We start from the raw sequence: 21,557 nt of genomic DNA, 5'->3' as shown, positions 1-21,557 counted from the left end.
TTATTCAGTTGGGGGTGAGCTCGGTTGGTCACCGAGGAACTTCTGCGCCAGTTGCGAGAAGTTCTGCTGGTCTTTAATTAAAAATGCGTCGTACTTATCTGGGTTCCAGATTTCTACCCGGTTTCCCAAACCTACCACAATGGCGTCTTTCTCTATCTCGGCGTACCGTACCATGGTGCGCGGCAAGATAAATCGGCCGGCGGCATCCAGTTCAATCTCGGTGTTTCCCCGGAAGAAATTCCGCTGAAAATGACGGTACTCTTCGTTGAACTCATTCAAGCTCGCCACCTTATCGTAGATCGTTTTCCACTCCGTTTTGGGGTACAACACCAGGCAAGGCTCAAACCCGCGGGTCAGGACCACCTGGTTTCCGCACTCATCGGGCAAGTTGGATTTGATTTTGGCAGGCAGCACCAATCTTCCCTTCGGGTCTAGCTTACATTCGTATTCGCCGGAGAGGAAGTTCATGGTGGTTGTGGCAGTGACGACAGTCTTTGGTACAAAACAAAAGTACTAAAGGGGGAAGCAAAGTCAACCACAGTCTCCCACATTTTCCCACTTTGTGGATAAATCATGGTTATCCACCCCACTTATGCACATTATCCACATTTTTCCCGCCACTTTGGGATAAGTTATGGATAACATTTTCAATATATTTGCTAAATAACACGTGAATACTTGCACAAACTACTAATGATCAAATACTTAACCACAAACACCCTCTTCTGCGGACTACTGAAAGCACTTGGGGCGGGAAGGTGGTGGAAAGTGGGTCAAAATTCCATATCTTTGCCCTATGAGAGGAAAACTCAGACATTTCGTGCTCTTACTGCTGGCGTTTAGCCTCCTGACGGGTTCCGTGGGGGTGGCGGCTTCACAGCGTTTTTGTGCAATGTTGAGCATGTCCCCATCTCAAGATCCGGCCCAGAAAATGGAGGAGATGGGCTGCTGCGCCACCAAGAAGAAAGCAGCTTGCCCGGAGGGAACAACCCAGGTAGAAAAGGCTTCCTGCTGCTCTGTTTCCACCACCCTGCACAAACTGGACATCCCTTCCACCCTGAAATTCAGCAAGGTGGAGTTTGCGGCTCTTCCGCCGGCCCTAGCCTCTGTTTTCCTTCTTCCGCCGGTGGTTGGCGCTCCCGAGGAAGGTGCCTGGCCGAATTACTCTGACACCTCGCCCCCGTTGGCGGGCCGAGCCCTGCTGCACCGTCTGCACATCCTGAACATATAGGAAGACCATCTATTCCCCTGGCTGAAGCGGTTTTTGCCGTGTCTCAGCCCCAGAACAGATGTTATACCTAATGCAAACCAATTCATGTTATCTTCTAAACGTCAGGCATTTTTAGCCGTGACTTTACTTGGGCTTCTGCTCCCTTTCCTGGGAACGGCCCAGACGCTTGCCGGCCGCGTGACAGATGCGGCTAATGCTACTCCTCTAATTGGCGCCTCCGTTAGCTGGCTAGGCACCAGCCAAGCCACCAGCACTGATGCCACCGGGCATTTCACCTTAGCCGCTGCCCCGGCCGGAGAAACGGCCGTCCTCATCTCCTACATCGGCTACAAACCAGATACCGTGCAGGTACAGGGCAGGTCCCACATTATAGTGCAGTTGCGGTCCATTACTTCTATCAAGGAGGTGACCATCACCGGCAAGCAAGACCGCTACTCGGCCATGACACCCACCAACTCGCAGGTCATCACCGCCCAGGACTTAACTAAATCTGCGTGCTGTAACCTGGCCGAAAGTTTTGAAACGAACGCCTCGGTGGAGGTTTCTACCTCAGATGCGGTTTCCGGCGCGAAGCAGATTCAGATGCTGGGCCTGGACGGAGCATACACCTTGATGACGACTGACAACGTTCCCGCCCTGCGGGGTTTGGCGACACCTTACCGGTTGAACTACCTCTCAGGCACATACATTGACGCCATTGACATCATCAAAGGCACCGGCTCGGTATTGAATGGCTATGAATCCATCTCGGGGCAGGTGAACGTGCGATTGAAAGACCCGGAGAAATCAGACCGACTGTACGTGAACCTCTACGGCAACAGCCTGGCCAAGTGGGATGCCAACGTGAACACCTCGTTCACCCTCACGCCCAAACTGAGCACCGTGCTCATGCTTCACACCGACCAACTGAGCAACCGCGTAGACGGCAACAATGACGGTTTTCTGGACCTGCCCCTGGGCAAGCACTACAACGTGTTCAACAAATGGAAATTCAACACTGGCAAACAATGGGTAGCCGAGATAGGCCTTCAGGCGCTGCGTGAAACCCGCACCGGCGGACAGGTGAATTACCGCTCTGGCATGCCGCAAAGAGAAGGAAGCTTTTACGGCACTGAGTCCGAGACCGGCCGCTTTAGTGGCTTCTCCAAAACCTCGTACACGTTCAAGAACAAGCCATACCAGAGCATCGGGTTGATTTTGTCTGGTGCGCGGCATGATTTTGACTCGCAGTATGGGCCCAGAACCTACAAGGGCTACCAGAACAGCGGCTTGGCGAATTTGATCTTTCAGTCGGCGTTTGGGAACACGGCTCACACCTATAAAACCGGGTTGAGCTACCAGTACGAAGATTATAAGGAGAATCTGGCCGGTCAGCGGCTGAAGCGCCAAGAGCGGGTGCCAGGGGCGTTTTTCGAGTATATTTACCAAAACAGCACCAATCTGACGCTGGTAGGCGGCGTTCGGGCCGATCATCATAACCTGTTCGGGTGGGTGTACACGCCGCGTTTTAACGTGAAATACGACTTCAACCCGAACTCTATTCTGCGTCTGGCGGCCGGAAAAGGCTTTAGGGTAGCCAATCCCATTGCGGAGAACGTGGCCTCGCTCATCAGCAACCGCGCCTTCTACTTCAAGGACAACCTGCAACCCGAGAAAGCCTGGAACCTGGGCGGAAGCTTCACGCAGTACTTTGAGGTGGGCGAGCGCAAAGGCGCCTTCATCACCGATTACTACTACACTTCTTTCCAGAACCAGATTGTGCCGGACATGTACAGCAGTCCGTACCTGGTGACGTTCACCAACCTGAACGGACGCTCCTTTTCCAAAAGCTTTCAGGCCGAGGTGCAGTATGAGCTGACGTCTATGCTGGATGTGAAAGCGGCTTACAAGTACTTTGACGTGCGCACCACCTACAACGGCGAACTGCTGCGGCGGCCGTTCATCCCCAATCACCGCGCGTTCCTAAACCTGGGCTTCGCGACGCCTTTTGACAAATGGCGCGCCGATTTGACCGCACAATGGTTCGGGAATAGGCTGGTTCCTTCCATGGAGCATAACATGAACCAGCACGAAACCTCCATTATGACACGAACTGTTCATCCCTACGCGGTGTTTAATGGGCAGATCACCCGGGCTTTCAAACGCTGGGAAGTGTACGTAGGCGGCGAGAACCTCCTGGATTACAAACAGAAAAACCCGATCATCGCCGCAGACCGGCCTTTCAGCCAGGAGTTTGACGCGAGCATGGTGTGGGCCCCGGTGATTGGCCGCGTGATTTACACCGGCATGCGCTTTACTTTGAAATAATTGTTGATTGCTGATCAGAAAAACAATCAGCAATTAACAATTGAATCCGTTTTTGGCCTGATTTTCGCAAAACATGCTAAAATCGCTCAGCAATAAATTAAACGTTTAATCCATATCTCTAACCCTTAACCATCAACCATGAAAACCCTTAAAATCTGGATGTTTTCTTTAGTGCTCATCGGGCTGTCTACTGTAGGTTTCGCGCAGGACGGCAAGAAAGGCGAAGAAGTGAAAATTAAAACCTCGGCGGTGTGCGGCATGTGCAAAGCCACCCTGGAAAAAGGCCTGGCCTACGAGAAAGGCGTGAACAAAGCCACCCTGGACGTAGACTCCAAAATTCTTACCGTGTCTTACAACGGCGAGAAAACTTCTTTGGAAAAAATCAAAAAAGCGGTGAACGAGCTGGGCTATGACGCAGACAGCTCACCGGCTACGCCCCGCGCCTATGACCGTCTGGATGCCTGCTGCAAAAAAGACGCGGTGCACTAAGCTTCTTTTAGCGTTTATATATCCTCTAAAGCCTGCTTTTCAGCAGGCTTTTTTGTTGTACCGCATTCCGTTTCAAGCCGATTTTCCAAAAACAGGCTAAAAACAGACACCACCGGGGCAGATCAGAAAATTCGTGCACCAAAAATCCGACTGTCCTGAAAGCTCCGTACGTATGAGCTAACCCAAAACTAACCCTATGAAAACCATCCTCTTTGTTCATGGAATGTTCCAGAATCCCAAAAGCTGGGAGAAGTGGGTAGCGTTCTTCAATGAACGAGGCTATAACTGCATGGCCCCTGCCTGGCCGCTACACGCCGGAGAACCGGCCCAACTGCGCGCCAATCCGCCCGCCGGATTGGGAAAACTGGGCCTGGACGATATTATCGCCGAAGTAGAAGTCTTGGTCCTCACCCAAAACCAAAAGCCTATCGTCATCGGGCACTCCGTAGGTGGGCTGGTTGTACAGATATTAGCGAACCGCGGGTTGATTGAGGCCGGCGTGCCCATCAGCTCGGTAGCGCCCAACGGTATGATTGATTTCGATCTGTCGTTCTTCAAGAACAGCGCTACCATTGCCAATCCGCTGAAAGGCGATGAGCCGGTCTTCATGGACCTGGAGACGTTTCACGCGGCCTTTGCCAATACCTTGCCCGAAACAGCTGTGCAGGAAGCCTATGAGCGCACCGCCACGCATGACAGCCGCAACGTATTCCGGGACTGCATGGGCTCTTCGGGCAAAGTAGATTTGGAACGGTCTCACCCGCCGCTACTTTTTATCTCCGGCGCAGAAGACAAAATCTGCCCCGCCGATCTGGTGGAGAAAAACGTGCGGGCCTACGAAGACAAAAGCAGCATTCTGGAATTAAAGGAGTTCCCCAAGCGTAGCCACTTCATCTGCGGCGAGCCCGGCTGGGAAGAAGTAGCCACCACCATTTACAACTGGCTCCAGATCCTTCCGGAAGAAGAACTCTAGGAAGAAATCAAACTTGCAAAGGCGCTTTAGAGTCGTTTTCCTGAAAACGGCCCTAAAGCGCCTTTCCATTTGAACGCCCAGGAAAATGGCCGCTGTGGGTACGCCTCACGGCAGAAAGCCTTACCTTTAGCCTGCAGTCCTGTTCCCACTGCCCATCACTGCATGCGATCACCCAAACAACTTCTCCTCTGCGCGTTGCTGGCGGTAAGCACCAGCGTCTTTGCCCAGCAGCCCTTGCCCATGCCGCGCAACATTGCGGCCGCGTACCAGAACGGCACCCGCAGCCTGGACGGCTCGCCCGGGGAAAGCTACTGGCAAAACACCGCCGACTACACCATCAAGATCGATTTTGACCCGTTTTCCCGTAAACTGGCCGGAACCGTAGACATCGCCTACACCAACAACAGCCCCGACACGCTGAAGCAGATTGTCTTCAAGCTCTACCCCAACCTGTACCAGAAAGGCGCTCCCCGGGCGGGCGGCATCGCCCCCGAGGACGTGAGCGAAGGCGTGCAGATTGAGCGCCTCAGCGTGAACCAGGAGCCGCAGAATGTGCAGAGGCTTCGCGTGGACGCTACCAACCTCACCCTTCGGGTCAAACCTATTCCGCCTAAGCAGAAAGCCAATTTTTCCATCGCCTATAACTACACCTTAAACGCGGGTTCGCACATGCGCACCGGGCAGGTAGACTCGCTGGGATCGGCGTTTGTGGCGTACTTTTTCCCGCGTATTGCCGTGTATGACGATGTGGACGGCTGGAACCGTATTCCGTACCTGGGTCCGCAGGAGTTTTACAACGATTTCTGCTCGTTCAACACCGAGATCACCGTGCCTAAAAACTTCGTGGTGTGGGCCACCGGCGATCTGAAAAACGCGCCGGAAGTGCTTTCCAGGAAATACGCCAAGCGCCTGGCCGATGCCGAGAAGAAAGACGCCATCGTGGCCATCATCGACCCAAACGACCTGAAACGCCAGGACATCACCGCCCAGAAAGCCCGCAACACCTGGAAATTCTCGGCTGACAACGTGGTGGATTTCGCGTTCGCTACGTCAGACCATTACCTCTGGAACTCTACCAGCCTGGTGGTGGACCCTAAGACCAAACGCCGCACCCGCGTAGACGTGGCCTACAACCCGGCCCACCATGACTTCGAGGAAGTGATTCATTTCGCCCGCAAAACCGTGGAGGCCATGAGCTACACGTTCCCCAAATGGCCTTTCCCCTACTCCCACGAAACCGTGTTTGACGGCCTGGACCAGATGGAATACCCCATGATGGTGAACGACAATCCGGTGAAAACCCGCGAAGACGCCATTACCCTCACCGATCACGAGATCTTCCACACCATGTTCCCCTTCTACATGGGCACGAACGAAACCAAATACGGCTGGATGGACGAAGGCTGGGCCACCATTGGCGAATGGATCATCTCGTCCATCATCGAACCCAAGCTGGTAGATGATTATGGCGTGACACCCTACGCCCGCCTGGCCGCCACCGAGGCCGACATGCCCATCATGACCTTGTCTACCCAACAGAACGGCACTCCTTTCTTCCTGAACTCCTACCCCAAACCGGCACTCGGCTATTTGTATGTGAAACAAATGCTGGGCGATGAGCTGTTCACGAAGGCCCTCCACCACTACATTGCGCAATGGAACGGCAAGCATCCGCTGCCCTGGGACTTCTTCAACGCCATGAACACCGGCGCGGGCCGCAACCTCAACTGGTTCTGGAAGCGCTGGTTCTTTGACGAAGGCTACCCCGATCTGGCCATCGGCAACGTACAGCAGCAAGCCGGCCAATACCAGGTGACCGTGCAGGCCAAAGGCACTAAACCCGTTCCGGTGGAACTGGTGGTGACCTACGCCGATAACAGCACTTCCCACATCACCCGGAACGTGTCTGTCTGGGAAACTGGGAACACCTCGGTTCAGGTTGATTTCAAACCTGAGAAAGCCGTGAAGAAACTGGAGCTGAAAGGCACGTACGTACCAGACTCCAACCCCAGCGACAATGTGTATTTGGTGAAGTAATTTTCCACCAGTCCTAAAACAGGCAAGGCGGGCAAAGAGAGGTATCGTTCTCTTTGCCCGCCTTGCCTTTTGGGCCGTTTTTCTGAAAACGGCCACGAAACGCTATTGCCCTTTTACTAGCCGGTTTTTCTCCTGGTAGAGTTTCCACCAGGGCAGATACGGCTTGTCATGGTGCTCATAATGGTACCCAAAGAAATAGCAGCTGAAAAAGGCCCACAGATGGTTTCTGGACTGGGTGGAGGATTTGTGACGATTGTCGTGCTCGTGCTCACCCCGATGCGGCAGGTACGTCCCGAAGTAGAACAGTTGTAACGTGGCCAATACGGCCGGTACCATCCAGAACAGAATCACGTTCTCCACCGGAAACCACACCTGCAGCAAATGGTAGGTGCCCGCCATCAGCAGCACTTGCACCACGGTGACGTACTGCATCGCGAAGCTAAGGAACCACAGAAAGAAGTTTCCGCCGTGGTAATCGGGGTCCTGGTCGGTGGCGACGTGGCGGTGGTGCAGGTGATGTCTGGGGTACAGGCGACCGTAGTAGTTGTAGGCGAACAGACCGGCGCAGATGGTGCCTATGACGGTGTTGAGTGGCTTGTTTCCGGGGGCGACTACCCCGTGCATTGCATCATGGGCGGTAATGAACAATCCGGTATACAGGTGCATCATGACCAGTACCGCCAAGTAGGTAAGCGGAGACCAGAAGTTTACCTCCCAGTGCAGCAGAGACCACAGCACGGCTCCCCAAGTCAGCAAAATGACGAGGGCGATGATGATTCCGGTATGTTTTTGAAAAAACTGCTTCAAAACGCGTTAGACTCTGTTCTATCTTTCGGTACGAAGGTACCACTCTTTCTGATAACTTATTTGACGGGTGTTTGCGCTGGTCTTGCGGATTGTTAGCTGAACACCCTCTTCGAATTTACTTCCCTGACACTTTCTTCTGTTAGTCACGGAAGGAACTTCCGCGCCATAGCTGGAATCAGGAACATGAACTCCATAAGTACCGCAAGAGCGTTTAGAGCCCCTTTTTCAAAAAACACCCTCTAAACAGCTTGTCTCTAGATTATAGAACCGCCTGATTTTTGGCTAACCGCTAAAACGCCATCAAAGCATTTCGGACCTCCTCCATAAGCCACATGGGCGTAGAGGTGGCTCCGCAGACGCCAATGGTATCTCCCGGGGCAAACCACTCGGGGTTCAGTTCCTCCACTTTGGAGACGAAATACGTGTTGGGGTTGGTGTCTTTGCAGACCTGGTACAGCACCCGCCCGTTAGACGACTTGGTGCCCGACACGAAAATCACCTTGTTGTATTGCTGCGCGAAACGGCGGAGTTCCTTGTCGCGGTTGGAGACCTGGCGGCAGATGGTGTCGTTGGCGGCCACGGAATAGCCCCGCGTCTCCAGCTCGTTCTTGATGCGGTAGAAATTATCGGTGCTTTTGGTGGTCTGGCTGTAGAGCGTGATGTTCTGTGGCAACTCGTGCCGAAGCAGTTCCTCCAGGTTCTCAAACACCACGGCTTCGTTGTTCGTCTGGCCCAGCAATCCCAACACTTCGGCGTGGCCGTGTTTTCCGTAGATGAAGATCTGGTCTTTTTTATCAAACGACGTTTTAATGCGGTTCTGCAGCTTGAGCACCACCGGGCAAGAGGCGTCTATGAGCGTGAGGTTATTCTGCAGCGCCGTTTGGTAGGTGGAAGGCGGCTCGCCGTGCGCCCGGATGAGCACACTTTCGTCGCGCAGGTTCTGCAAGGTGTCATAGTTGATGATGCGGAGCCCTTTCTGCTGCAGACGCTCCACCTCCTCGTCGTTGTGCACGATGTCTCCCAGGCAATAGAGGTATCCCTGTTCCTCCAGCAGGTCCTCGGCCATCTGAATGGCATAGATCACCCCAAAGCAAAAGCCCGAATTCGAATCAATTTGTACCTGTAGCTGACGCATATACCCTAAACAAGTCATGTACCGGATTGTTTACACGTACCCCTGCTTTTCCCTTGAAAAAATCACAGAAGCGTGATCAGCAGCATTTATCTTATCTCCTCGGCCGGGATAGCGAATTCTAAAAGCAACAAGCAGCGGGTCTCTCCATTTCTATGGGTGAGGTCCCCTCCTTTTGCATGGGACCAAACGAATACTTCGCCTGGTCTGAACGTGGTGAGTGTCAGTACGCTCCAAGGAGTATGACACATACAGCTAATTTATAAAAGTCTGATGAAAAGACGTCAGAGATGATCCAGAAAAACAACCGTACTCTGCGCTATGAGTTAGTTTTAGATAGCATGACGGTTTATACCTGCCTTCTGTACTTTTACGCATTTAACAACTAAATGGCGGGAGTTCAGAAAGCATAACCAAAAGATAAGGCTCTGTTTTTGAGCTACTTTCTTGAAAAAGAGCCAAAAACGGCTCTGCTAGAGATCCAGCTTGGCGAGTTGTTGCTGCTCCTGCTCGGTGAGTAAGTCTTTGCGCATGAGAAAATCGCGCATGATCTTCACGGTCTCCGCGGAGATGCCGGAGCGCGGATGCCGCAGGATAGCGTCCATGAAAACTCTCTTGTCTTCCTCCAGGTGGCTGCTCATGTTCAGGTAGCGCGGAATGTAGTTCTCAATGGAAAAACGCAGAAAACGGACCTCGGCGTCTTGCTTGTCCAAAGCCACCGCCTGTTCAAAGAACTGGGAAGACTGCCGAAGGTACTTGAGCTTGGAATACGGGCTCCAGACATGTTTGGCCATGATGGCGTGCGACACCGCCCGGTAACCCATCTTCAGCGGATCTTTGCCCGGGTACTTGTCCATGAGGGAAACAAACTTCTTGGCTATCTCTTCGTCTTTGGCGGCCGTCTGGTAATAGTTTAACAGGGTGGCATGAGCGTAAGGGTCTGCTTTTTGCGGCAGAGAAACCAGGCTGAAGCAAAGAAAGACAAGAGAAGCGAGTAACTGCATTAGATCGTTTTAAACTGGTACCTAATATACGAACTTAACAGTAAAGCCAACTTCGTATTATCAGGCACTCTTACGCGTTCTGCCAAAATTTGGGCAGCAGGAAGCTGTTTAATTTTCTTAAAAAGCTTCAGATAGTAGATGTACGCCAGGTAAACGCCCAGTTTGGCTCCTTTGGGCAAGGCTACGATGCCCGCGTAGGCGTTGTCAAAATCCTGCTGAATGTCCCGCTCGATCTCCTCTTTGTCTTTGTTGCAGAACGAACGGAAATCTACCTTGGGAAAGTAAACGCGGCCCCGGTCCTGGTAATCACTGCGGATGTCTCTGAGGAAGTTCACTTTCTGGAACGCCGCGCCCAACGAGCAGGCGGCGGCTTTCAAGCGGTCAAACATGGGATTGTCACCCTCGCAGAAAACCCGCAGACACATGAGGCCTACTACTTCGGCGGAACCGTAGATGTATTCCTCGTACAGGTCACAGTTGTACTTCTGGTCAAACAGGTCCATTTCCATGCTGTGCAGGAAGGCGTTAATGAACTCCCGATCAATGTGGTACTGGTTCACCACCATCTGGAAGGCGTGCAGCACCGGATTGAGGCTGATTTTCTCTTCCAGCGCCTGGTACGTCTCCTGTTTGAACCGCTCCAGCAGGCTAGCCCGGTCATGGGTGTGGAAGGTATCCACGATCTCATCGGCGAACCGCACAAAGCCGTAAATGGCGTAGATGGGATCATGGAACCGCGGGTGCAGCGTTTTGATTCCTAACGTGAAGGACGTGCTGTAGCGCTGCGTAATGAGTTTGCTACATTCCAGCGTGGTGTGGTCAAACAGGGTCATGGGCGCTGAAATCATCTTCATACGGTTAGGGTGGTTTCCTGCGGGGCAAAATCCTTTATCACCTCGGCGGCCACTACCTGCCCTGAGATCAGGGAAGGCGGCACTCCGGGGCCCGGCACGGTCAGTTGCCCGGTGTAAAACAGGTTACGAACTTTCTTACTTTTCAAGCTGGGCTTCAGCACGGCCGTTTGCAGCAGCGTATTGGCCAGCCCGTACGCATTGCCTTTGAAGGCGTGGTAATCCTGGATAAAATCCTGATGCGCGTAACTGCGTTTATAGATCACCTGGCTCCTGATTTCCTGCCCCGTGATCCGCTCCAGGCGGTCCATGACCAGGTGGTAATAATGCTCGCGCACGGCTTCGGTGTCTTGCAGATCAGGCGCGACCGGAATCAGAATAAACAAGTTCTCATTGCCTGCCGGGGCTACCGAGGCATCGGTCTTGGAAGGCACCGATACGTAGAACAGCGGTTTTTTAGGCCAGGCAGGTTGCGTGTAAATCTCATGGGCGTGCGGCCCGAAATCCTCGTCGAAAAACAGGTTGTGGTGGCGCAAGCCTTTGAGTGGCTTGTCCACGCCGAGGTAGAAAATCAACGAGGACGGCGCCATCACGCGGCTGTCCCAGTACTTAGGGGTATAACTCTGAAATTCCTGAGGAAGCAGCTTCGTCTCCAGATGGTGGTAATCTGAGCCGCCAATCACCACCTCGGCTTCATACTGGCCTTTGGCAGTGATGACGCGGGTAATGGTATCGTGGTCAAACTCCAGCCTTTGTACTTCTTCGCCTAACCTGATTTTTACGCCCTGCTCCTGCGCCAAGGCCACCATGCCTTCCACAATCTTGTGCATGCCGCCCATGGGATACCAGGTGCCCAGCGCCATATCGGCGTAGTTCATGAGGCTGTACAGGGCCGGGGTGTTCTGGGGCAAAGCGCCCAAAAACAGGATGGGGAACTCCATCAACTGGATCAGCCGGGGATGTTTGAAGTACTTGCGCACGTGCTTGTGCATGGATTGAAACACATCCAGGCGCAGCACGTCTACCAGCAGCTTCACGTCCAGAAACTCGGTGAGCGAGCGGCTGGGCTTGTACACCAGGTTGTTGATGCCCACCTCGTATTTATAAGCGGCCTGTTTCAGGAACGCCCGTAGCTTTTCCGCCGATCCGGGTTCCAGGGACTCAAACAGGGCTTCCAGTTGGGGCATGCCCGCGGGAAGCTCCATGGTATCCTGCTCGCCATACAACACCTGGTAAGACGGGTCAAGGCGCTCCAGGTGGTAATAATCTGTAGTGGTTTTGCCGAACTTCTGGAAAAACTGCTCAAAAACGTCGGGCATCCAGTACCAGCTGGGCCCCATGTCAAAGGTGAAACCATCGGCTTTAAACACGCGCGCCCGGCCACCGGCCACGTCATTCTTCTCCAGCAGGGTAACGTCATAACCAGCCTGGGCCATACTGGCGGCGGACGCCAATCCGGCAAACCCGGCACCGATGACTACTACTTTTTTCCTGGGGAGCTCACGCATGTTGAAGGCTTTCTGATGAAAGATGGATAGATTCTGGGTACTTATACTTCAAATATGGACGATTTGCTGAAACAAGATACATTCTTTTTTCACCATAATCCAGCTCAGCGGGGTTAGAGGCTGAGCCAGAGGAGATGGCAAAGAAGTAATTCTCAGTCAGCGTAGGCGTATCCTTTCAGTTCCTGCTTGAGCTCTTTGCGGGCCAAGTGAATCCGGTTCTTCACCGTGCCAATGGGGAGTTTGAGCTTTTCAGCAATCTCCAGGTACTTATACCCCACATAGTACATCATGAAAGGAGTCCGCAACTCCTCGGGCAGGTTGTCAATGGCGGCATAGATGTCATTGAGGGCGAAATCGCCGGAGGCGCGGTTCACGGCAATCATGCGGTCATCTGAGGGGTGCGTCTGGATGTAGTCAGTGGTGTCTACGTTACTAGAGCGCTTGGTCACCTTGTTGTAATGGTTGATGAAGGTGTTGCGCATAATCGTGTACAACCAAGCCTTGAGATTGGTACCCGCCTTGAACCGGTCACGATTGACGAAGGCTTTCAGGAGGGTTTCCTGCACTAAATCCTTCGCATCATCACTATCACGGGTCAGGTTATACGCGGCGGGGCGGAGAGAGGGCGCCATGCGCTCTACAACGGAAGTAAAATCTAGTGCAGTCATTTTGTTTAACTATTAACAACAAACATTAAACAATAATACGGATCAAAAAATATTAAAGCCAATGTTTGTTCAATATTTTTCACACATCCTTAAACATTATTCGAAATAAAGTAAGATCACTCCTTGAGGAGGCCAGAAACCATTTGCTTGATTAGTAAGCAATTTTGGCAACATCCCTAAGCCCCGCAAAGGCCGAAAAGGCCCCGGTTGCATCAGAGATGCAATACTTACTAGAAAGGGAAGTACTTTGGATTTCGGCCCAAGAAAAAAAAGAGGAAGTATAAAAGCCGTTTTGCCCCTGTTTTGAGTAAAACAGGGGCAAAACGGCCCGGCAGGACATCGCCTTAGCGGAGTATCCTTCAATTGCAGAAGAAAGAATAGGAGTTGGGAAGATAATTTGGTGAGCTTTACCCGATAATCAGCCTATGTAATGGCCTGCCACAGAAAAGCGTATTCCTTCAGCGGCGTTTCCAGGGTTCAAGCGCAGGAAAGCTTTTGCTCAAAGTATCAGGCGGTGACTTTTCCGAAGGAGGCCAGCCACCGCTCAAAACTCTCCAAAGATTCAAAGTAGGTCACCCTTTTGGGCAGGTTTTGCTGAAACGGCTGTAAAATGTACCCGCTGAGCATCAGCTGCACGTCTGGCAATTGCTCCAGCAAACGGCTGAGGTAGCTCTCCACCTCGTCGCGGACGGGAGACGTGGTGAACACCGAGCAGATGTAATGCGGCTCATACTGCTTGGCGGCTTTGATGAGATCTTCCAGCGGCAGGTGCTGGCCCAGGTACAACGTCCTGAAGCCGGTGGCCCGGAACTGGAAATGGCTGTAAAGCAAAGAGAGCTCGTGCAATTCGCCCTCGGGGAGGTACAGCAACACTTTGGGGGCAGCAGCATCTTTGGTCAGGCGCTGCCCGTCTATGGCCACCAGCATTTTCTGCCGGATGAGCTGGCTGATGAAGTGCTCATGGGCGGGCGTGATGTTGCCGGTCTGCCACAGCAACCCGATTTTGTTCAGGAAAGGATACACAATCTGCTGCACCGCGGCCGGAAAGCCCAACTGCAACACCGCCCGGCTCAGCACGCGCTCAAACAGACTCTCGTCCAGCTCCACCATGGCAATGATGAGCTGGCTCATGAACTGATCCTGCCCCAGATCGGCCTCGGTGACTTTGAGCACCTCATGGGCTACCTGGTCGGGCGGCAATTTCGCGATTTTGGAGATTTTGTAGCCCTCCTGGTACAGCAACGCCACGTTGAGCAGGTTCTTCAGGTCCGCGTCATCATAATACCGGATATTGGTAGTCGTGCGCTTAGGGGCCAGCAGCTGGTAGCGCTGCTCCCAAATACGAAGCGTGTGGGCCTTAATGCCCGACAAATGCTCTAACTCTTTAATAGAGTAATGCGCCACAGGAGAGAGATTAGAAACGAAACGTAAAGTTAACGCTTCCGGGCGATACGAAAGAATTTAGGATGGACCCAGAGCATGCCAAATGACTCTGAGCCGTCTCTGCCTTTGGTTTTATGGTGCACTTTGTGCGCTATGTCCAGGGCTCTGAGGTAGGTGCTTCTTGTCTTGCCAAACAGCTTGAGCCGTCTATGGATAAACAAATCATGCACCAGAAAGTAAGCCGCGCCGTACAGCGAGATGCCCACCCCAATCCAGAACCGGTAGTCCAGCGTCTCCGTCCCATAAATGAAGCACAAGGCCGCAATCACCCCGTAGAACACAAACGAGACATCGTTGAGCTCAAACAGATGGTTGTGCCGGGTGTGGTGAGACTTGTGGATGTTCCACAAGAAGCCGTGCAACACGTATTTGTGCACCGCCCACGCCACCAGCTCCATGATGACAAAGGTTCCTATTACTATCGCCGCGTTCGTCAGCATACTCTCTCAACCAACAGCTTGGCCAATTGTTTTAAATATATTTTCCTGAATATCTGTTTTCAGCCCGAAATCTGAAAAGTATGCGCTAAATGTAGCAAACTGGTTACACTTACGAGGCCAAAACTTTTGCCGAATATCCTCTGGATTTACTTTCTCCTGTTACACCTGTTCAGAAAAGCGAACGCGAGCTACCACGGCCCAAGCGGCGGATGTTCACCAGCCAGCGAAAGGCCCTTTTGTTGGATGGTGGGCGAGCACAACGACCAGTGGACGGCCGAGTTGTCAACTCTGCTTTACAAAATAGATTCAAAGGCTCCTAGTATGATGAACCGTGCTCCAGACCTGGGCGAAAAAAACCGAAAAGAAATTCTTACCAGATCATGGACTGCTTGTCCAGGAACGCCTGAATTCCCAGTTGGCAGTCATCGGTGGCACGGGCCAGGGCGTTGCGTTCGGCGGCGTACTCCAGGGCATCCAGAAGCGGGAGTTCCTGCACGTGGGCAATCATTTCCTTTGTGACTTCCATGGATTGGCCGGAGTTCTGGAGGCACATCCGCTCCGCCAGATCCCGCACGAAGGTATCCAGCTGATTCTCAGGCATTACCTCCGTAACCAACCCGTAGGCCTTGGCTTTCTCAGCGGAGATCAGGTCGCCGGTGAGCAGGAGTTCCTTGGCCCGGGCCTCCCCTATCTTGCGTAACAGAAACACTTTCACGATGGCGGGCAAAAACCCGATCTTCACCTCGGGGTACCCAAACTTAGCCGATGGGGCGGCATAGGTTAAGTCACAGACGGTAGCCAATCCGCAGCCCCCGGCTAACGCCGTCCCAGCCACCTGAGCAATCACTACTTTCTTGAGCGTGTAAATCTGGTAGAAAAGCTGCAGCAGGTGCTTTGAATCGTCTAAGTTATCGGCATAGGAGGAATTGCCCACCGTTTGCAGGTACTCCAGATCTGCCCCGGAACAGAACACCGGTCCGGCCGCCTTCAGGATGATGACTTTGCATTCATCGTCGTCCTCGGCGGTGTCAAAAGCCTGCTTCAGCTCACTGACCATCTGGTAATTGAGGGCGTTCCGTTTCTCGGGGCGGTTCAGGGTGATGGTCGCCACCCGGTTAGAACATTGGTAATCTATGTAATGCAGTGCCGTGACGGCCGTAGAGGTTGTAGGCAGGTGTTTCATTTTACTTTTTACGGAGCCTGTTTTATTAAGGTACCAAAAAGTGCTCCGCCTCCCTCCTTCTCCTTGCGCGTACACCAGAGATTGCTCAAGAAAATCTTGTACATTTTTCAACGTTTTGGACCTGTTTTGGCGAAAACGGCAGCAAAAAAGCCCGACTCCTTTCGGAGCCGGGCTTCGCCTTAAAAAATATCCTGTTTACAGACTTCTGATGCCTTCCACCCAGGGGATCAGGTTCTTGATCATGGGTTCCAGGCTACTGAAGTGGGTGCCGCCCTTCACCGGAATAAAGGTCAGGTTAGGGGCACCGGCGGCTTTCATGGCATCAAACGTCACCTGCGAGTTCACAAAAGGGACCATAGTATCAGCGGTGCCGTGGTACAGGCGGGTGGGGCTTTTGGGCACGAAGTTCTTCAGGCTGTTCGTCTTCAGGGCTTGCTTTAACGCTACTTCCCCGTCGCCTTTGAGGCCGGCCAGAAAAGCCGGATTAAACAACTTCGCCGGATCTTTGGCCAGCGCGCTGTTGATGGAGCTACTGGTGCGGGTGCCGTCAATCAGCTCCTGGATACGGGTGGCATACGGCTCCTGGAAGAAATCGGTGAGCAGCCGGTTCCAGTTGTAAGTTTTGTTGTAGGCCTGCAGAATGAAGGCCAGGTTAGCCGGATAGTCATATGATTGCCCCGATACCACGCGTGCCAGCATGCCTTCCAGGTCATACCCGCCGGCCCCGGCCCCCGAGGCGGCCACCGTAAGGCCATGGCCTGGGTTTTCCTCAATCTCTTTCTGCGCCGCTAGGGTCACGTAGCCACCTTCTGAGTATCCGGCCAGGAACAGCTGATCAGACGCTTTGATGCTGTTTTTCTGGAAGTACTCTTTCCCGGCTTTGATCATGTCCACCACGGCCAAGCCCGAGTGCTTCACGTCATAGTACGGGTGCAGAATCTGCTTGGACTCGCCGTAGCCCAGGTAATCGGGGACCAAAGTCAGGTAACCGGCCGCGCCAAACGCCTCAAACCCGGTAAAGGAGTTAATCTGGAAATTGCTTGGGGCGTACTTCTGGTCAAAGGTGGTGCCGTGGTGTGCGCTCAGAATGGGAGCCGGAGCCGTCAGGTTCAAAGGCACCACCATCAACCCCGAGGCCCGCACCTCTTGCCCGTTGTACTGGGTGAGGTACACCAGGCGGTACACGTCCACGTCATATTTCACCATGGCCGCCAGATCGCGCTGTCCGTTGCTGATGGCGAGTTCCCGCAGTCCTGCCGCCTGAATGGTGGTCAGTTTCTCCGCGGAGATAACTAGTTCTTTCTGAGGTTGCTGTACCTGCTGGTCGTCCAGCACCTCGGTTTCCTTGCAGGAGGAAAACCAGGAAGACATAGCCAGCAGTACGGTTATGAAGATTGTTTTCAAAGTCTGAGTTTGGTTAGATGTTCTACTATAGAAAGGATACCTTCTGCCCTAAAGTTCCTTCCGGCGGGCAGTGTTTTAGGCCTTCTTTCCTGAAAAACAGCCTAAACCAGAACTTGTTTACCTGAGCCGACCTTCACCCCGAATTGCCCTTTTCCGTATATTGGCATGAAACATCTATCTAATTGCCATGCCGAAGAAATCTTTTCAGGAAATCATCAACAGCCCGGGCATGCCGGTGCTGGTAGACTTCTACGCCGATTGGTGCGGACCCTGCAAAACCATGGCGCCTATCCTGCAACAGGTGGCCCGGCAGTACGAAGGCAAACTGAAGGTGATCAAGATTGACGTGGACAAAAACCCCGCCGTAGCCCAGCAGTACCGCGTCCAGGGCATTCCCACGCTGCTGCTCTTCCACCAGGGCAAACAGCTGTGGCGGCAATCCGGCGTAGTACCCGGCCATCAGCTGAGCCAGGTGGTACAGCAGCACCTGCCGTAAACAGCCGTTTTGGGGCCGTTTTAGCAAAACGGCTTTAAAAGAGGTTGATCTGCTGCTAGCCGTTAGAATACTGGCAAAGCCTAGAATCCCCTACTTGAAGTAGGCCGTTAAATTCTAAAATAATGCTGGTTCAAAAATATGGCTGGTTCAAGTTTCCAACTTGGACCTAGAATGAGCTGAAGTTTGTAACTTCAGTGAGCCGTGAGGCTCAAAATGTGCAGTACCGTTAATGGCCTTCCCGAAAGTAGCAAACCATCGAAATAGAACTTAACGGCCCTACCGGTTAGGGATTGGTAAACGTTTCTTAAAACCAAGCTCAGAACAATATTGACACAGACGCTCGCAGGACCTTCGGACGCTGCGAGGTCATTAGAGCAACCGGAATAGCGCCGGCTATCTAGAGAACTCCCCTCCTGATTCAGGAGGGGTGCCCGAAGGGCGGGTGGTCATAAGGCAGCAGCTAATGCAATAGACTTGTTTATCTACTCTCCAGCAACCATAGTTTCGCGGCTACCGCCCCGAGGGTAGTCAGGAGACTACCCATTATCCGTAGGCACGAGTTACAAACTCGCGCCAGAGAAAAGCACAGTGCGCCAATGGAGCAATCAACAACCAGTAATTAACAATCAATCCGCTATTTGGCAGGAAGAAGCGGCAAGGTGAGATGGAAAGTGGTTTGGACGTAGGGAACGGAAGAAGCGTGCAGTACGCCGCCGTGTTGCCGCACAATCTGACGGGACAGGCTTAGGCCAATGCCGGAGCCATCGGGTTTGGTGGTGTAGAACGGGATGAAGATCTGCTCCTGCAACTCCGGCTCAATACCCGGGCCGTTGTCTATCACCTCCATTCTGACTTTGTGCGGCTGTTTGTGGTCCAGAGCGGCGCGCAGGGTCACCGCCGGGGCATCCACTAGCTGGGCGGCTTCCATGGCGTTTTTGAGCAGATTCAGGAGAACTTGCTCTAATTGCTCGGCATCCGCCGAAAGCCAGAGTTGCTCCTCGGGCAGTTGGAGGGTAAAGGCAATCTGTCGGTTTTTCATCTGGGACTCCACCAAGCGGCTGACGTGGCCGCAGAGCGCCTGCAACGATAATTCTTCCAGCTGCGGCGGCGGCACCCGCGTGAGCCGGCGGTAATTCTCCACGAAATGCTGCATGCCCCGGGTCCGTTTCTCAATGGTGCGCAAACCAAGCTGCAGGTCTTCCATGGTGTCTTCCTCCAGGTACCCGGCCTGGGTCACCGGCGTCAGTTCAGACTGCACCAAATCACTGATGGAAGAAGTAAGCGAGATAATGGGCGTCACCGAGTTCATGATCTCGTGCGTGAGCACACTGATCAGCTTCTTCCAGGACTCCAGCTCCTGCGCCTCCATCTCCGAGCGGATGTTCTGGAACGACATAATCCTGACATCCTGCTCCTGAAGCCGCAGCACGCTCACGTGCACCGTAAGCAGTACCTCCTCGGTGAGTTGCCGCAAGCGGATGAGGCGGGCATCGTGGTGGGGCTCCGCGAAGGCGACCTCGGCCAGGGCCGGGTACAGGCGCTCCACGGAATGAAGATTCTGCAGGAACGGCAGATCCAGCAGGCGGTGGGCGGCTTTGTTCATAAGCTGCACGTGCCCCTCGGCGTCAAACGTGATGAGCCCGATGCGCAGGTGCTCCACCACGCCCTGCAAATACCGGTGGTGAATCTCCTTTTCGGCTTTGATGCGGGCGAAGGCCCCGGTGAGGTCATTGAACATGCGGTGCAGCTCGCGGTACTGCGGCGGAGCACCCTCTACGGCAAACCGCTGCGTGAAATCTGAATGCCGAATGGCCTGCAGAAACCGGATGAGGTCACGGTTGGTGCGCTGCACGTATTCCATCAGTTCCAGCATCTGCCCCACCGCCAACAAGAGCAAACAGAACAGCGAGATGTACCAGGCATGCCGCAGCCCCACGTACAGCGCCGCCAGCAAAGTGAGCGACAAGAGCACCACCCGCAAGGCCACCCTCCCATTGAAATACTTATAGCCCATGCTTTTCTATCCGGCGGTACAAAGCGGTGCGCGTAATGCCCAATTCTTTGGAGGCGTGCGTGATGTTGCCGTTGTGCTTCATTAGCGCCTGCTGCACCAGCGTTTTCTCCACGTTGCCCAGGGTGGCCTCGTTCTCTATGGTGACGGATGAGTAGGCCGATGGTTCCGCTAAGTAAACGTCTGAGGGGTGCAGCTGACCGGGTTCACTCATGATCACGGCGCGCTCCATGGTGTGTTCCAGCTCCCGGATGTTGCCCGGCCAGGAGTAGCCCATCAGTTTCTGCAGCACCGGTTTCTCCAGTCGCAAATTCGGTTTTTGGTACTTTTTAGAAAAAGAGGCCAGAAAATGCTCGGCCAGCGGCTGGATGTCTTCCTTGCGCTCCCGGAGCGGCGGAAGCTGGATTTCCACGGTGTTGATGCGGTAGAGCAAATCTTGCCGGAAGCGCCCCTGTTTCACCATCTCATACAGCGGCAGGTTGGTGGCGCTCACCAGCCTGATGTTCACCGGCCTGGCCCGATTGGAGCCCACCGGCGTCACCACCCGGCTTTGCAATGCCGTCAACATCTTGGCCTGCAGCGGCAAACTCAGGTTCCCGATCTCGTCCAGAAACAGGGTTCCGCCGGAGGCGACTTCAAAGCGTCCGGCGCGGTCTTCCTTCGCATCGGTGAAAGAGCCTTTCACGTGTCCGAACAGTTCGCTTTCAAACAGGCTTTCGGTGACGGCGCCCAGATCAACGGGAATAAACACTTCTTTGGCCCGGAGCGAGAGGCGGTGCAGCAGGCGGGCGGCTACTTCTTTTCCGGTGCCGTTTTCACCCAGGATGAGCACATTGGCATCGGTGGCGGCTACTTTCTCCAGGGTCTGGTACACGCGCTGCATGGCCGGTGATGTCCCGATCAGCTCTACGCCGGGTTCGTTCAGGGTTTGGTTCAGGTGGCGCTGCTTGGTGCGCAGGTGCTGTACTTCTGAGGTAGATTGCCGCAGTTTGCCCGCCGAGATCATGGTGGCCAGCAGCTTCTCGTTGTGCCAGGGCTTGACCACAAAATCGGTGGCACCCAGTTTCAGGGCCTGCACGGCCAGATCAATATCGCCGTAGGCGGTCATCATCACCACAACGGCCTGCGGATCAATTTCCAAGATTTTCTGCAGCAGTTCCAGTCCCTCGCGGCTGGAGGTGGCCCCGGCGGTGTAGTTCATGTCCAGCAGGATCACGTCATAGGGCTCGTTCTGGAGCAGTTCAGGAAGACGCTGCGGGTTGATCAAGGTGCGCACCAGCGAGAAATGTTGCTTCAGGAAGATGCGCCCGGCGGTGAGAATATCCTCCTGGTCATCAACAATAAGAATGCGGCAGTTGGTTTTGCTCATCTGGCAAAGAGTAGTTCAACGGTGAAGACAGGGCAAGCACAAGGAAAGTGCCACAGCGGCTTAGCGCTCTCGCCCTTCCAGATTATAGCCTGTATTTCAACAATTTACACAAAACCAAGCAGTAATCTCAGCAACAGGGGTGTCCGCTTACAGACGAATAAATGTACGGAATCGTACACTTTAGGGCAAGCCATGACGCAGGCG

At 53.6% G+C, this 21,557-nt stretch carries 19 protein-coding genes; 6 read left to right on the top strand and 13 right to left on the bottom strand.

What is annotated here, in order from left to right; translation table 11 throughout:
* Window positions 1-468 carry a division/cell wall cluster transcriptional repressor MraZ gene (gene mraZ / locus H7U12_RS03165; RefSeq protein ID WP_186632763.1) on the bottom strand — a complete coding sequence of 156 codons (468 nt, stop codon included), beginning with the start codon at window positions 466-468 and terminating at the stop codon, window positions 1-3.
* A gap of 433 nt (window positions 469-901) precedes the next feature.
* Here mraZ and H7U12_RS03160 point away from each other — a divergent pair, with 433 nt between their 5' ends.
* The 5 genes from H7U12_RS03160 (at window position 902) to H7U12_RS03140 (ending at window position 7,037) form a co-directional block, all read left to right on the top strand.
* Window positions 902-1,231 (top strand): hypothetical protein, encoded by a 330-nt coding sequence (locus tag H7U12_RS03160; protein WP_186632760.1) that lies wholly within the window; start codon window positions 902-904, stop codon window positions 1,229-1,231.
* Between the two features lie 84 nt (window positions 1,232-1,315).
* Window positions 1,316-3,538, top strand: a complete 2,223-nt coding sequence (locus tag H7U12_RS03155; protein ID WP_186632757.1) for a TonB-dependent receptor — start codon at window positions 1,316-1,318, stop codon at window positions 3,536-3,538.
* Between the two features lie 138 nt (window positions 3,539-3,676).
* Window positions 3,677-4,027, top strand: a complete 351-nt coding sequence (locus tag H7U12_RS03150; RefSeq protein WP_186632754.1) for a heavy-metal-associated domain-containing protein — start codon at window positions 3,677-3,679, stop codon at window positions 4,025-4,027.
* A 196-nt stretch (window positions 4,028-4,223) separates the two neighbouring features.
* Window positions 4,224-5,000, top strand: a complete 777-nt coding sequence (locus H7U12_RS03145) for an alpha/beta hydrolase (protein WP_186632751.1) — start codon at window positions 4,224-4,226, stop codon at window positions 4,998-5,000.
* A 162-nt stretch (window positions 5,001-5,162) separates the two neighbouring features.
* Window positions 5,163-7,037: a M1 family metallopeptidase gene (locus H7U12_RS03140; RefSeq protein ID WP_186632748.1), complete on the top strand. Its 1,875-nt coding sequence runs from the start codon at window positions 5,163-5,165 to the stop codon at window positions 7,035-7,037.
* Window positions 7,038-7,139: 102 nt separating this feature from the next.
* On the opposite strand, the gene H7U12_RS03135 is transcribed toward H7U12_RS03140, so the two are convergent.
* From H7U12_RS03135 to H7U12_RS03090, 10 genes are all read right to left on the bottom strand, one after another.
* Window positions 7,140-7,844 carry a fatty acid desaturase gene (locus tag H7U12_RS03135; protein ID WP_186632745.1) on the bottom strand — a complete coding sequence of 235 codons (705 nt, stop codon included), beginning with the start codon at window positions 7,842-7,844 and terminating at the stop codon, window positions 7,140-7,142.
* Window positions 7,845-8,133: 289 nt separating this feature from the next.
* Entirely contained in the window at window positions 8,134-8,979 is an 846-nt protein-coding gene (locus H7U12_RS03130; protein ID WP_186633282.1) for a 4-hydroxy-3-methylbut-2-enyl diphosphate reductase, read from the bottom strand.
* Window positions 8,980-9,449: 470 nt separating this feature from the next.
* Window positions 9,450-9,980, bottom strand: a complete 531-nt coding sequence (locus tag H7U12_RS03125; RefSeq protein WP_186632742.1) for a hypothetical protein — start codon at window positions 9,978-9,980, stop codon at window positions 9,450-9,452.
* On the bottom strand, window positions 9,980-10,834 hold the full coding sequence (locus tag H7U12_RS03120) for a phytoene/squalene synthase family protein (protein ID WP_241749080.1): 855 nt from the start codon (window positions 10,832-10,834) through the stop codon (window positions 9,980-9,982). The genes H7U12_RS03125 and H7U12_RS03120 overlap by 1 nt, the downstream gene beginning before the upstream one ends.
* The gene (locus H7U12_RS03115; protein ID WP_186632738.1) at window positions 10,831-12,339 is read right to left on the bottom strand and encodes a phytoene desaturase family protein; all 1,509 of its coding nucleotides are present in this window, start codon (window positions 12,337-12,339) and stop codon (window positions 10,831-10,833) included. The genes H7U12_RS03120 and H7U12_RS03115 overlap by 4 nt, the downstream gene beginning before the upstream one ends.
* Window positions 12,340-12,491: 152 nt before the next feature.
* Window positions 12,492-13,007: an RNA polymerase sigma factor gene (locus H7U12_RS03110; protein WP_186632734.1), complete on the bottom strand. Its 516-nt coding sequence runs from the start codon at window positions 13,005-13,007 to the stop codon at window positions 12,492-12,494.
* A gap of 507 nt (window positions 13,008-13,514) precedes the next feature.
* Window positions 13,515-14,411, bottom strand: a complete 897-nt coding sequence (locus H7U12_RS03105) for a MerR family transcriptional regulator (protein ID WP_186632730.1) — start codon at window positions 14,409-14,411, stop codon at window positions 13,515-13,517.
* A 29-nt stretch (window positions 14,412-14,440) separates the two neighbouring features.
* Window positions 14,441-14,890: a sterol desaturase family protein gene (locus H7U12_RS03100; RefSeq protein WP_186632727.1), complete on the bottom strand. Its 450-nt coding sequence runs from the start codon at window positions 14,888-14,890 to the stop codon at window positions 14,441-14,443.
* 370 nt (window positions 14,891-15,260) lie between these two features.
* Entirely contained in the window at window positions 15,261-16,073 is an 813-nt protein-coding gene (locus H7U12_RS03095; protein WP_186632724.1) for an enoyl-CoA hydratase/isomerase family protein, read from the bottom strand.
* Between the two features lie 195 nt (window positions 16,074-16,268).
* Window positions 16,269-17,477 carry a lipase family protein gene (locus tag H7U12_RS03090; protein ID WP_241749073.1) on the bottom strand — a complete coding sequence of 403 codons (1,209 nt, stop codon included), beginning with the start codon at window positions 17,475-17,477 and terminating at the stop codon, window positions 16,269-16,271.
* 187 nt (window positions 17,478-17,664) lie between these two features.
* On the opposite strand from H7U12_RS03090, the gene trxA reads away from it, so the two are divergent.
* The gene (gene trxA, locus H7U12_RS03085; protein ID WP_123126354.1) at window positions 17,665-17,973 is read left to right on the top strand and encodes a thioredoxin; all 309 of its coding nucleotides are present in this window, start codon (window positions 17,665-17,667) and stop codon (window positions 17,971-17,973) included.
* A gap of 634 nt (window positions 17,974-18,607) precedes the next feature.
* Here trxA and H7U12_RS03080 read toward each other — a convergent pair.
* Together H7U12_RS03080 and H7U12_RS03075 are read right to left on the bottom strand one after the other, a co-directional pair.
* On the bottom strand, window positions 18,608-19,987 hold the full coding sequence (locus H7U12_RS03080) for a sensor histidine kinase (protein ID WP_186632721.1): 1,380 nt from the start codon (window positions 19,985-19,987) through the stop codon (window positions 18,608-18,610).
* The gene (locus tag H7U12_RS03075) at window positions 19,977-21,353 is read right to left on the bottom strand and encodes a sigma-54-dependent transcriptional regulator (RefSeq protein ID WP_186632718.1); all 1,377 of its coding nucleotides are present in this window, start codon (window positions 21,351-21,353) and stop codon (window positions 19,977-19,979) included. The genes H7U12_RS03080 and H7U12_RS03075 overlap by 11 nt, the downstream gene beginning before the upstream one ends.
* Window positions 21,354-21,557: the final 204 nt, after the last annotated feature.

It is taken from the genome of Rufibacter sediminis (assembly GCF_014269285.1).
GTDB classification, from domain to species: Bacteria; Bacteroidota; Bacteroidia; order Cytophagales; family Hymenobacteraceae; genus Nibribacter; species Nibribacter sediminis.
This window is presented reverse-complemented; position numbering and strand designations above follow the sequence as displayed.